The sequence below is a fragment of the Limnospira sp. genome (assembly GCF_051859755.1).
Classification (GTDB): domain Bacteria; phylum Cyanobacteriota; class Cyanobacteriia; order Cyanobacteriales; family Microcoleaceae; genus Limnospira; species Limnospira fusiformis.
The window spans coordinates 1-12,767 of the sequence record NZ_JBIMLI010000026.1; the positions used below are offsets into that span (position 1 = coordinate 1).

The window sequence follows — 12,767 nt, forward strand, 5'->3', positions numbered from 1 at the left end:
CCTTGCAGGGCTTGCCATAACTGAGCTTGAGTCACATCATCAATTAACGGTGGATGTCCGGGATTTCCTTTTCGGCGCGCACCCAGCCCTTTTAATCCCAATTGGTTGTATCTCTTTACCAATTCATAAATCCAGATGCGACTGTAGCCCGTAATTTCTTGGACTTCCTCCGTGGTCTTCCCCTTAGCCAACAACCAAATAATTTGATATTGGCGACTTTCCAAGCCCTCTTGGGCTTGGTGATCAGCCCGGCCAAGTTCTTCGGTACTTAAGTGGGGAGCTATACTAATTCGTCTGGGCATAACGCAAGTTTGGCATTGGTCACTGATATTATAACCGATTAAGCGAACTTGATATAACACCTAACAGCTACCCCAATAACTTAAATTGCCCCCTATGGTTTCTGACTGTAGGGGGTGTCTGCATATTTTCCCAACACAGGCCTGAGAACACAGGCCTGAGAACGGTTTATATGAATGGGGGTGTCTGCATATTTTCCCAACACAGGCCTGAGAACACAGGCCTGAGAACGGTTTATATGAATGCTCACCCTATAATGTCCACATAATACCCAGAACTACTTTACCCCTAACAGATAGCTTTACCTACAACTTACGGCTAAGGTTTTGGGGGTGAACTGATTATGTTGGTATCGGTTTCCGCACGGGATGATTACCATCAAAGATTGGAGACTTGCTGAGGATTATGTGGGTATCGATTCCCATCTCGGTAATTGTCACCAGTTGAAAAGTTGTTTAGGGGTATCGGGTTGGAGTCGGTAGATGATAGCCCATAGTTTCCCCTCACCGGAGATTATGAATCAGACCCATAGATAACCGGATAGGCGATCGCCATACTTTCATAATCTGATACTGAAAGGCGGTCTGATATCTTTGTACGTTGATTCCCTAGCGGGTTCCCCCCCACCTACGGCTATCGTGTTGGCTTTGAAACATACCCTCCCCCCATAACCGGGAAAAGCACTCTTGGGGAAGTGACCGACGTGATAGCAGTCAATGGTGACGAACGAACCGATAGGCTTGCCATTGACAGGTATCACAAGGGAACTACCCTATCAGCGTCGGGTTTAGGGAGTGATATGGGTATTTGACAGATTGATTAAGTTGTGCTTGTTGACTGAGTAATCATCCTATTGACAGAATTATTTTCCTGTGCTAGGACTAGATTGTGAGTAATATCTGAGTAATTAGGTACGACTACCGGGTTAAGTGTTCCCCGGCTATCGCAGTCAGGATCAGGTTTTTCCAAAAATGCCAGGAGGCGGACTTGAACCGCCGACACGAGGATTTTCAGTCCTCTGCTCTACCGACTGAGCTATCCCGGCTTATTCCCACGATTAACTATCGTATCAGCAGTAAATCGATTTTGTCAACCCCCTAGGCGGAATTTTTTTGATAGTGAACTCAAAAGCCGATGTATATGGGTTGATCAGCTATTGGGGGTCAATAGGGAAAACTCATCAAATTTGATCACTTGACTATTAGGCTGTTCTGTGTTAAAGAGATAGCTGCTAACAGTAGCCGTCCCCGTGTCCAAAATACTAAAAACTGTAATATCATTACTAGCGATATAGGGTTGAGGTGCGCCATCTCTATCAGAAACGGGACTAAGGTTAGGAATGATAGGTTGGAGTCCGTTGGGGTCTCCTAGGGGGGTATATTCTTCGGTAAATGCTGGGGGAACAAATCGGCGATTATTTCCCCAAGCCGCACCATAACTATTTCCGACATTGGAAGATTCTAAAAAGTTAATTCCGGTGGGTCCTATAAATCGGTTCCACAGGTGGGAATGTCCGTAATACACCAGTTGCACTCCGGCGGCTTCTAATAATGGCATAACATCCCTAATTAAATAATCAGATGGTTTGGGATATTCATAGCGAATCATAATAATCTTGCCGTTATTATCAACAGTCTTAATTTGCACAGGGTCTGTATAGGCGGGAACTATATTATCCCCTAAAGTGTGGGGAGGGTGATGGAACATAACGATTTTATATTTAGCCTGTTGAAATTCCGGGCTATTGAGTTCCTGTTGTAACCATATATATTGTTCGCTTCCGGCGGAAATAGGTTCAAACAAATGTTGTCCATAGCCCCAATTTTCCGGACGGTCAAAGTCTGCGTCTCTTTCTCGATAACGTCCTCTAGCGTGGGAGTCTAACCTATCAACTCGCCAAACATTAGTCGCCAATAAAACTACTAACCGGACATCTCCAAAGGTAGTAGCATAATAATTTTGAGGAGAATTGGGGAGAGTAAATATTTGTTTATAGGTATCTAAGTTGAAGCTATGGTCTTGGATCCATTGTTGTGCTATGTCGGGGTCATTATTGGGGTTGATGGTGGCAGAATTTTGTTGATAAAGCTGTTGGGCGGCAAATTGAGGGTAACTATTATTAAACTGGTTGTTTAAGCTGTCGGTTTCGGAAAAAGCCCCCATGATTTCATGATTTCCAATAGCGGGGAATAAGGGTACATTTTGAATTAAAGCGCCGCCTTTATAAGTAGTGGTAACACCATTTTTTTCGAGTTGATAATGGGCGCGACCTTGCAGACAGGGGAAAAAGGCCCCGCCGCGATTATCGTCGAACCATTCGGAAGCGCGATCGGGAATATTGACTAAATCACCAGCCATAAAAACAGCATCAATATCGACTGTTCTTGCACCTATATTGAGATTGGCGGCGGTCATGGGTTTAAGTTGGTGGTCGGAGGTGAGGAGGATTTTTAAAGGTGTCCCGGGTTGGGGTAAGCCAGCTAGGCTGAACACTTGGCTACTGATGGGGATGCCGTTGTCTGTGGTACTGTGAACTTGATAGGGAACCCGTTGGCCTGGGGTTAGGTCTGTAATAGTGGCTTCGTGTCGCCAAATGGGTCTGGAAATAGGTTGGGTGTAGATGCGGTTGTTTGGGGTTTGGACCCCTACCCAGGAATTTTGGTCTTCCCGAGTGCGAGTTAGTTGGGAGGTGGTGGCGATCGCATTTTGTTGGAGGTCTACCCCATAACTCACCTGATGATCAGAACCAGAAAACTCGGTAAACCACACGACCCGGACTGAGTTTTCTGTGGGTAGCTGTAAAAAAGGATCGCTAAGGAGATGAGGTTGTAAGGCTATTGAAACCATAATCAAAATCGAGATCACACTAGACAGTAACAGACCAAAAATCCCAAAATAGCGGGTAGCAGGAATCATGGGTGGAGGGGCGATCGCACCCGACTACAAACCGATCATAAGAAACCTATTAAGTTAAACGGTATCAGAAAAGCCGGCAATTTTTCCCGAATCTTTCCGATACAATATGGGGGATGTCGCGCCCTCGGTCTGGTGAACATGGGCAACCGCGTACAATCCTGGGTGTAACCTATTGTTGAGTTTCCTTATGGTGGAATTACTATGCTGATTGTTCAAAAATATGGTGGTACTTCTGTTGGGTCAGTAGATCGCATTCAAACGGTAGCCCGTCGGGTGGCGCAAACAGCCCAAGACCATTCAGTGGTGGTGGTGGTTTCGGCTATGGGAAAAACTACTGATGGTTTGGTGAAACTAGCCCAGGAAATTTCTAGCCATCCCTCTCGCCGGGAAATGGATATGTTGTTATCTACTGGCGAACAGGTGACGATCGCTTTAATGAGTATGGCACTACAGGAAATGGGACAACCAGCCATTTCCATGACCGGGGCGCAGGTGGGAATTGTCACAGAGGCTGAACATAGCCGCGCCCGGATTTTAAATATCCAAACTGAACGTCTAACTCGTCACCTAAAAGAAGGCAAGGTGGTAGTAGTGGCCGGTTTCCAGGGAATTAGCGATCGCGAAGAATTGGAAATTACCACCCTAGGACGAGGAGGGTCGGATACTTCTGCAGTCGCTTTAGCCGCAGCATTACAAGCCGATCGATGCGAAATTTATACCGATGTACCTGGAATTTTAACTACAGACCCCCGCATTGTTCCTAAAGCACAGTTGATGGATGAAATAACCTGTGATGAAATGCTGGAACTTGCTAGTTTGGGGGCAAAAGTTCTCCATCCCCGGGCCGTGGAAATTGCCCGAAATTATGGGATTCCTTTAGTAGTGCGATCGAGTTGGACTGATGATCCTGGTACACGGGTGACTTCCCCACCACCAGAGGTGCGACCTGTGGAAGGGTTGGAACTGGTGCGACCTGTGGATGGGGTAGAATTCGATCGCGATCAGGCGGCGGTTTCCTTATTGCGTATTCCCGATCGCCCCGGAATTGCAGCCCGTTTATTCGGGGGAATTGCCCTCCAGAAGCTGAATGTGGATTTGATTATTCAGTCGATCCATGAGGCGAATATTAATGATATTACCTTTACCGTCACTCATAACTGCTATAAACGGGCGATCGCTGTAGCTGACGCAATTTTACCAACTTTGGGACGCAACAATGACCCCGAAATTGGAGAACCGGAAGTGCGAGGCTATGATAGCCCTATTGCTAAAGTTAGCATTGTTGGGGCCGGGATGATTGGTCGCCCCAAAGTCGCTTCCCAAATGTTCCGCACTTTGGCGGAAGCCGGAATTAATATTCAGATGATTTCCACCTCCGAGGTTAAGGTTAGTTGTGTGATTGATGCCAATGAGTGCGATCGGGCGGTGGCTGCCCTCTGTCAAACCTTTGATGTGCTAACCCGTAACACCAAAAATATTCCAACTGTTGATCGACCTCATCTTCCGCCAGTGCGAGGGGTCGCCCTAGACCGTAACCAAGCCCGTTTGGCGATCCGCCATGTTCCCGATCGCCCCGGAATGGCTGCCGAGTTGTTTACTCTGCTGGCACATCACAATATTAGCGTTGATATGATTATCCAATCGCAGCGCTGTCACCAGGTTAATGATATTCTCACCCGTGATATTGCTTTTACTGTCGCTCAAGGTGATGCAGAAGAGGCTAAACTCGTGATTAAAAAGGCGATCGCTAAATGGGGTTATGGAGAAGTTACCCTGAATTCAGCGATCGCTAAAGTTAGCGCCGTAGGGGCTGGAATGGTCGATCACCCCGGAGTCGCCGCCCGTATGTTTGAAGCCCTCGCCGCCGAAAATATCAACATCTCCATGATTGCCACTTCCGAAATTAAAATCAGTTGTGTAGTCGATGAAAAAGATGGCATCAAAGCCGTCCAGGCGATTCATGATGCCTTTGGTTTGTCCGGCGATGAGGTCGTGACTATTCCCACCCCCGCCGCTGCCTTGTAGAGTCAATAAACCCCCTAGGGCGGGTTGATTAATCTGCTCATCTATACCAGGTGATGATTAATCAGGGAACCCGCCCCCTCCAGACCATTACTCGTGGACAATCGCCAACTGATCAATAATAACTACCATCGGAAGGTGTACAATGTAGCCGTTAACCAGAGAGTGTGTAGTGCGAAAGTAGTGTCAACCATTCAAATTGAGACAGGATGCCATCAATAATAGTTAGCAAACTGAACGCTGTTTTCACCCTGTTTCTCAGCCTGTTAGTGGAGGCTATGCCCTTCCTGTTACTGGGTGTCATGTTGTCCAGTCTACTGCTGTGGTTAGTGGATGAACGCAAACTTCTATACTACGTTCCAACTAACCCTTTCCTGGGGGCGATTTTTGGCAGTCTGTTCGGGTTTATGTTTCCCGTGTGTGAGTGTGGAAATGTTCCCGTTGCCCGTCGCCTCTTGAGTCAAGGAGTACCTGCCTCAGCAGCGATCGGCTTTTTATTTGCTGCCCCCACCATTAATCCTATTGTGATTTGGTCAACTTGGGTAGCCTTCCGGGGACAACCAGAAGTCGTCGTTTTACGGATTTTATTTTCCCTGATAATTGCCATAACATTAGGCTTGGTTTTTAGCGCCCAAAAAGACCTGCGGCCGTTTCTACAAAAAGCCCTCGCCCGTTTAGTTCCTCAACCTGACTTCACCGAAAAAGCCGTCGATGAGATGCCCAAATCTTCCCTACTAACATCGGGAACTTATATTATGGGTCAGTCAGCCACACCCGTGCGTTTGCAGTCCATGCCTATGTGGAAAGCTGAGGGAAAAGGCGTTCAAGCCGTGGCTACTATGCCTCAAACAAGTGTCAGTTTCTCCTCTATTTTTATCCGCCCCACCCGCGACCGGGTTGGTTTAATGATTGAAAGTGGGGTGCAGGAGTTTCGAGAATTGGGGGGAATGTTGGTAGTCGGAAGTGCGATCGCTGCTATTATTCAAACAGTAATACCCCGCGAAATTATCCTCAGCCTAGGTTACGGTCCCATTTCCTCCATTCTGGCTATGTTATTACTAGCCGGAGTAGTTTCTATTTGTTCCACAGTTGACGCATTTTTTGCCCTCTCTTTTGCCGCCACTTTTACCACTGGTTCTTTACTAGCATTTTTAGTATTCGGACCCATGATTGATATTAAAACCGTCGGCTTGATGATGTCGATTTTCCAAACTCGCGCCATCATTTATCTGATGATTCTCGCTGCCCAGCTTACCTTTTTGCTAACCTTGGCTGTCAATCTCAATCTGAACTATTAATCTCAGCGCCTATGAACCGTGTTAGACCTCCATTAAATGGATTACCATCTCGTTTACAACTGTGGTTGCAGTCTCCTTGGGTGGACGCTATAGCTATATTAGCTTGGGGATTCCTCCTCCTCAGATATTGGCTGGCTGGACGACTTTATATCCTCATTCATCCTAACTATTTCCCCCTCGCTATCGGTGGCGGTTTTCTGTTATTAATTTTTGGAGGATTTCGGATTTGGGAACTGTCCCATAATTACCAAAAAACTGAAGCTCAGATAGACCAACAATCCCTACAACATATTAGTTTATTTCCCAAAGGTTGGAGTACCGCCCTACTCTTAATTTCTGTCCTGTTAGGTCTTTTCATTACCCCCCGAAATCTTGGTAGTTATGTCGCCTTACAACGGGGTATCATGGAGTCTTTACCCGCTACACAAATTCAGCCCCAAGAATTTCGTACCGCTTCTCGACCAGAAGAGCGATCGCTGATAGAATGGATTAGGCTACTTAATGTCAATCCCGAACCGGAGACATATAGAGGTCAAAGAGTCAATGTCACCGGGTTTGTCGTTTATCCCCCTAACCTTCCCCAAAATTTTATCTTTATTACCCGGTTTGTAATCACCTGCTGTGCCGCTGATGCTTACCCCATTGCGCTTCCTGTCATGCTTCCTGACAATAACCGGGGGGCATATCCCCAAGACAGTTGGCTACAGGTTGAGGGTGAAATGACTACCGAAGTTCTCAATAATCAACGGAGGTTAACTATCAAAGCCGACAGATTAACCCCTATTCCAGAACCTCGAAATCCCTATGAGTATTGATGTTTGATAATTGCAAATTGTTTTCGGAGACTTGGAAATGCAGCTAATCGATTTCATGAGTTTGATTCATCCATTTCTAGCCATAGTTGTCGTATTTCCCATAATTGGAATTTCTACCCACATGGCTTGGCAAACTCGTCAGCGTCGCCTACAAACCCTAGAAAAAGGAAGCACAAGTCGCATTCCCCCAATGGTAGGTCGGGAACACTTAAAAATGGGGCGTTGGCTGACCGGAACCGTCGTAGGAGTGACCCTGATTGCTTTAGCGTATTCCATTGGATTTAAGGGGGTATTTAAGGAACTTTCTGATGAGAATATGTTTGAGGCTATTTTTATAGTTTTAATCTTTATCGGAACGATCGCCTCCTTAGTTTTTCTGTACCGCGCTAATGCTAATCAACCCCTGTGGCGGGGTGTTTTTGCCACCTTAACCGGGGCGGGATTAGTAATTTTGGGGGCGCAAGATGGGGTATTTCGCCGAGGTTATGAATGGCACTTCTCCCATTACTATTATGGCATTACTTCCGCTTTATTGATGATTTTTGCCTTGGCAATTGTTCCCGATATTTACAAATCCTACAAATGGCGCATGGCTCATACCATACTTAATTGTATAGCCTTATTGTTATTTATAGGACAGGGATTTACCGGGTCTCGCGATTTGTTGGAAATACCCCTGAGTTGGCAACTAGACCATCTGAGAAAGTGCGATTGGGGCGCGCAAACTTGCCCTAATAATTCCCAGTCTCGCACACCGGAAGAGTTGATAATTCAGGCTGTGTCGAAATAGTCTCTAATTGTCGGATAGCAGCGATCGCATGAAATTTGACACTATCATTAACATCCGTTTGGAGGACTTGCAGAACCTCCATAGTTTTCGCATCTCTTAACTGACCTAAAGCGTAAGCTAAAGCCTGTTTAATCCGTGTTTCGCTGAGGCTAGGATGTTCGGTTCTGAATAAATCTAGCAACATTTGACCCGCCTGATTTTTGAGATTAGCAGTTTTTAAGCGACCTAACAACTGGATAGTTTCCAGGATAACTGTTTCGTGAAAACCTGATATACATTGAGCAATGCAGTCTAAACCTGCTGAACTTTCCATCCAAATTAACGCTTTAATACAGGCAATTTGTAAAGGAATTGGGGTCAGCGAAGATTGTAAAATTGTTGATAGACTTTCAATAGCTGCATCCGTTTTTAAGCGCCCCAGAGCCATTGCGGCTTGCTGACAAACAGTGAGGTTAATATCATACAGTAATGGGTCTATAGACTCTACCAAGTGCCATTGTGTGGCTATATCTGACCGAAATCCTAAACTAATCACCGCTTCCGATCGCACTATGGCTGCATGGTCTTCTAGGGCATTAATTAAAGCCGGAATTACCCGATCATCCCGAAAACTTCCCAAGGTTTCAATGGCGATCGCCCTCACCTGGGGGTCGGGGTCTTCAACAACAGTTAACAGGGGAGAAATCACCTCGGAAATCCGAATTTGAGATAAGGCGCGCACACCCATAAGACGGGTTTTGGGGTCTTCTAAAAGAGTAGTTAAACTTGCTACCGTCTCCGGTCCTAAATTCGCTAAAGCACTAGCAGCGATCGCTATCAATTCATCATCAGCATCGCTACTGAGGAAATTCACCAAACAGGCGATCGCTTCTGGGGTATGAAAATCGCCTAAAATTCGCCCTGCAAACCATCTATATTCTAGATCTGCTGCTTCATCCTCGAAAATTTCTATCAACGGGACACAGGCTGATTTACCCAATTTCGGCAATAGTTTAGCTACATCCCAACGGGTGTGAAAATCTCCATATTGTAAAGTGGTTAAAGCTAAAGCGATCGCCTCTTCCCAGCCATCATTTTCCCCACTCACACCAAACTGTTGTAGGCAATAAACAACCTGAGACCAATCTTGATTATCACTAGCAACCTTAGCCAAATTAACCAATTCATTCATATCATCAAATTCCATTATTTAGTGATGATTTTCAGAGGTACAGGACGACATCCAGACAGAACATTATTTAAGCCAACCACCTCACCAATAACAGCAATAGCTGGCGCTTCAAAACCCGTATTTTCAACCTGTTCAATAATAGTGGCTAAAGTACCTTGTAATTCCTCCTGGTGCGGACAAGTTCCCCAACGAATTAAAGCTATGGGAGTTTGGAGGCTTAAACCACCAGCCACCAAAGCCTCAATAATATTACCCAAATTCTGAACCCCCATATAAATAACAATAGTTTCAGAACCCTTAGCAATAGCCCCCCAATTAACCTCTGGGCGATACTTTCCCGCCGCTTCATGACCTGTTACAAAAGTCACAGAAGAACTATAATCACGGTGAGTTAAAGGAATCCCCGCATAAGCTGGCGCGGCAATACCAGAAGTCACACCCGGAACCACCTCTACCGGAACTCCCGCCGCGATTAAAGCCTCCATTTCCTCCCCACCACGACCAAAAACAAATGGATCGCCGCCTTTTAAACGTACAACTACCCCATGAGTTTGGGCTTGCTCAATCATTAATTGTGTCGTTTCCTCTTGAGGTAAAGAATGGCGACCCCGACGCTTTCCGGCATGGATTTTTTCAGCCTTGGGGTTAATCATTGCTAAAATTTCTTCACTCACCAAAGCATCATAAATAACCACATCCGCTGATTCAATCAAAACCTTGCCTTTTAATGTCAGCAAACCCGGATCACCAGGCCCTGCACCCACTAAATACACCTTGCCAATAGCTTGATTTTTTTCCATAATTGCACCTCGTTAATTAATTACTAAATAATACCCAGACATTAGATAAGTTTAAACTTTCGGTCATCAGGTTGATGAACCCAAATTATGGTGAATTTCCCCGTAATTTGGTATTCAAAAATACTAAAATCTGATTAATATGCGTTTTTTACATATTATATATGCAATAACTGCAAACTCTTGGATTTTATGTATCTTAAACTACAAATTATCACTGATTCTGAATTTAATCTACAAATCATTGTTAACCTCAGTTATAGATAAACTCATGGTTGTCGCCTCTGAACCCAAAGTCAAACTCAATAAAATCGAAAAAGCTAAAGCTGATAAAGATGGATTAGCCGTTAAAGACGAGTTAGAATATTTTGCCAAAATCGGTTGGGAAGCCATGGATAAAACCGATTTAGAAATGCGTCTTAAATGGCTGGGGGTGTTCTTCCGACCTGTTACTCCCGGTAAATTTATGTTGAGATTACGGATTGCTAATGGTACTCTCAACAGCGCACAAATGAGGGTATTAGCCGAAATTGTCCAACGCTATGGAGATGATGGTAGCGCCGATATTACTACCCGCCAAAATATCCAATTACGCGGTATTCGTTTGGAAGACCTCCCGGATATTTTTGCCCAAATGAAAGCTATAGGAATGACCAGCATTCAATCGGGTATGGATAATGTTCGCAACCTGACGGGTTCTCCCATTGCTGGTATTGACCCGGATGAATTGTTCGACACCCGAGAATTGTTGCAAAAATTGGAGAGTGTAATCACCAATCAAGGTGAGGGTAATTATGCTTTTTCTAACCTTCCCCGTAAATTCAATATTGCTATTGAAGGGGGACGAGATAATTCCATTCATGCTGAAATTAATGATTTGGCTTTTGTGCCTGCTTATCGCGATCGCATATTAGGATTTAATGTCCTCGTAGGTGGGTATTTATCCGCACAACGTCAGGTGGAAGCTGTGCCGATTAATGTTTGGGTTCCTGCTAACGATGATGTGATTAAACTTTCCATCGCTATCCTAACAGTTTACACCCAAAATGGTCTCTCTGAAGGATTGCGGGAAAATCGCCAACGGGCACGTTTGATGTGGTTGGTGGATAAATGGGGCGTAGAAGGCTTCCGGGCTAAGGTGGAGGAAGAATTTGGTCAAACTCTCGCACCAGCCGCCTTAAAGGATGAAATAACCCAGGATAAGAAAGATTATTTGGGTGTTCACCCCCAGAAACAACAGGGATATAAGTTTGTTGGGTTGCACGTTCCGGTGGGGCGTTTATCCGCAGACCAAATGTTTGAAGTAGCCCGTTTGGCGGAGGTTTATGGCGAGGGAGAAATTCGCCTGACGGTTGAGCAAAATTTGATTATTCCTTATATTTCGGAGGATAAATTAGAGGCGTTTTTGGCAGAACCTTTGTTAGAGATTTTCTCGATTAATCCTGCCCCTTTGACTCGATCGCTTGTCTCTTGTACGGGAAATAATTATTGCAATTTTGCTTTGATTGAAACTAAACAACGGGCTTTAAAATTAGCCCGAGAACTTGATGAGGAGTTGGAAATAAGCGATCGCGTTCGTATTCACTGGACTGGTTGCCCTAACTCTTGCGGACAGCCGCAAGTGGCTGATATCGGTTTCATCGGTACTAAAGCCCGTAAAGATGGTAAAACAGTGGAAGGTGTTGATATCTATACCGGCGGAAAAGTAGGTCATGAGGCTGAGTTGGGAAGTCGTTTAGAAAAGGGTGTAGCTTGCGATGACCTCAAGCCAATTATCCGGGATTTATTAATTCAAAAGTTTGGCGCACGTCCTAAGCAAAATCCCTAATGATCTCAGCACCATGTCTAGCCCTATAGCCCATGGTGCTGTCTATCTCACCCTATAGCCAACAGCCACAGCTATGATATAATGAATCAAAGAAATATCATCATAGCCATGATGACAAGTCTATGACAAGCACTCAAGACAAAATCACGGTCATTTATCCCGAATCCGATGGCAATCCTATGTCAGATAATACTAAACAATTTCGCTGGATTGTTGTTATTAAAGAAAACCTAGAAATCTTGTTTGATGATGATCCTAATGTGTTTGTGGCTGGAGACTTACTCTGGTATCCTCAGCAGGGTGATAATAAAATACGTCAAGCCCCTGATACGATGGTAGTATTTGGGCGACCTAAAGGCGATCGCGGTTCCTATCAACAATGGGAAGAAGGTAACATACCACCACAAGTGGTTTTGGAAATTCTTTCACCGGGAAATCGCTTGAAAGAAATGGCGAGAAAATTTAAGTTTTATGAACAATATGGGGTTGAAGAATACTATATTTTAGACCCCGATCGCCTAGATTTCAGCGGTTGGCTGCGTAGTAGTGATGGGACTCTCGAAGTGATCGACGAACCGGAAAATTGGACGAGTCCCCGCTTAGGTATCCGGTTTGAATTGAAAGACGGAAACTTTACGATTTATCGCCCAGACGGTGAACGATTCCTTACACCCACCGAATTGGCTAAACAGGTGCAAACTGAACGCCAAAGGGCTGAAGCCGCCGAGGACAGGGTGCGTGAATTAGAACAACGTTTGCGACAGCTAGAAGGCGATCGCCATAATTAATCTATATTTTTTGGGGTAAAATTGGGTAAAATCTGAAGATAT

11 protein-coding genes and 1 tRNA gene are annotated in these 12,767 nt (G+C 45.0%); 6 read left to right on the plus strand and 6 right to left on the minus strand.

Going from position 1 to position 12,767, the window contains the following annotated elements:
* The 4 genes from ACTIE0_RS06860 to ACTIE0_RS06875 form a co-directional block, all read right to left on the minus strand.
* On the minus strand, positions 1-302 hold a 302-nt coding region (locus tag ACTIE0_RS06860), incomplete at its 3' end, for a helix-turn-helix domain-containing protein (protein ID WP_439516864.1).
* Positions 303-1,119: 817 nt separating this feature from the next.
* On the minus strand, positions 1,120-1,302 hold the full coding sequence (locus tag ACTIE0_RS06865; protein WP_008049629.1) for a hypothetical protein: 183 nt from the start codon (positions 1,300-1,302) through the stop codon (positions 1,120-1,122).
* A tRNA-Phe gene (locus tag ACTIE0_RS06870) sits at positions 1,273-1,345 on the minus strand. Before ACTIE0_RS06870 ends, ACTIE0_RS06865 begins: the two co-directional genes overlap by 30 nt.
* A 104-nt stretch (positions 1,346-1,449) precedes the next feature.
* Positions 1,450-3,216, minus strand: coding sequence for a purple acid phosphatase family protein (locus ACTIE0_RS06875; protein ID WP_006620472.1), 1,767 nt, complete (start codon positions 3,214-3,216; stop codon positions 1,450-1,452).
* A 201-nt stretch (positions 3,217-3,417) separates the two neighbouring features.
* Here ACTIE0_RS06875 and ACTIE0_RS06880 point away from each other — a divergent pair, with 201 nt between their 5' ends.
* The 4 genes from ACTIE0_RS06880 (at position 3,418) to ACTIE0_RS06895 (ending at position 8,141) form a co-directional block, all read left to right on the plus strand.
* Positions 3,418-5,241 carry an aspartate kinase gene (locus ACTIE0_RS06880; protein ID WP_006620471.1) on the plus strand — a complete coding sequence of 608 codons (1,824 nt, stop codon included), beginning with the start codon at positions 3,418-3,420 and terminating at the stop codon, positions 5,239-5,241.
* Positions 5,242-5,447: 206 nt separating this feature from the next.
* Complete coding sequence (locus tag ACTIE0_RS06885) at positions 5,448-6,536, plus strand: permease (RefSeq protein ID WP_006620470.1); 1,089 nt, start codon at positions 5,448-5,450, stop codon at positions 6,534-6,536.
* 11 nt (positions 6,537-6,547) lie between these two features.
* Positions 6,548-7,351 (plus strand): TIGR03943 family putative permease subunit, encoded by an 804-nt coding sequence (locus ACTIE0_RS06890; protein WP_006669904.1) that lies wholly within the window; start codon positions 6,548-6,550, stop codon positions 7,349-7,351.
* 37 nt (positions 7,352-7,388) lie between these two features.
* Positions 7,389-8,141 carry a DUF4079 domain-containing protein gene (locus ACTIE0_RS06895; RefSeq protein WP_006669903.1) on the plus strand — a complete coding sequence of 251 codons (753 nt, stop codon included), beginning with the start codon at positions 7,389-7,391 and terminating at the stop codon, positions 8,139-8,141.
* Here ACTIE0_RS06895 and ACTIE0_RS06900 read toward each other — a convergent pair.
* Both ACTIE0_RS06900 and cobA read right to left on the minus strand, forming a co-directional pair.
* Complete coding sequence (locus tag ACTIE0_RS06900) at positions 8,083-9,327, minus strand: HEAT repeat domain-containing protein (RefSeq protein ID WP_006620467.1); 1,245 nt, start codon at positions 9,325-9,327, stop codon at positions 8,083-8,085. The genes ACTIE0_RS06895 and ACTIE0_RS06900 overlap by 59 nt on opposite strands.
* The gene (gene cobA / locus ACTIE0_RS06905) at positions 9,327-10,112 is read right to left on the minus strand and encodes a uroporphyrinogen-III C-methyltransferase (RefSeq protein WP_006620466.1); all 786 of its coding nucleotides are present in this window, start codon (positions 10,110-10,112) and stop codon (positions 9,327-9,329) included. Before cobA ends, ACTIE0_RS06900 begins: the two co-directional genes overlap by 1 nt.
* Before the next feature lie 268 nt (positions 10,113-10,380).
* On the opposite strand from cobA, the gene ACTIE0_RS06910 reads away from it, so the two are divergent.
* Together ACTIE0_RS06910 and ACTIE0_RS06915 are read left to right on the plus strand one after the other, a co-directional pair.
* On the plus strand, positions 10,381-11,937 hold the full coding sequence (locus tag ACTIE0_RS06910) for a ferredoxin--nitrite reductase (protein ID WP_035758555.1): 1,557 nt from the start codon (positions 10,381-10,383) through the stop codon (positions 11,935-11,937).
* A 122-nt stretch (positions 11,938-12,059) separates the two neighbouring features.
* Positions 12,060-12,725, plus strand: coding sequence for a Uma2 family endonuclease (locus tag ACTIE0_RS06915; RefSeq protein WP_062945785.1), 666 nt, complete (start codon positions 12,060-12,062; stop codon positions 12,723-12,725).
* Positions 12,726-12,767: the final 42 nt, after the last annotated feature.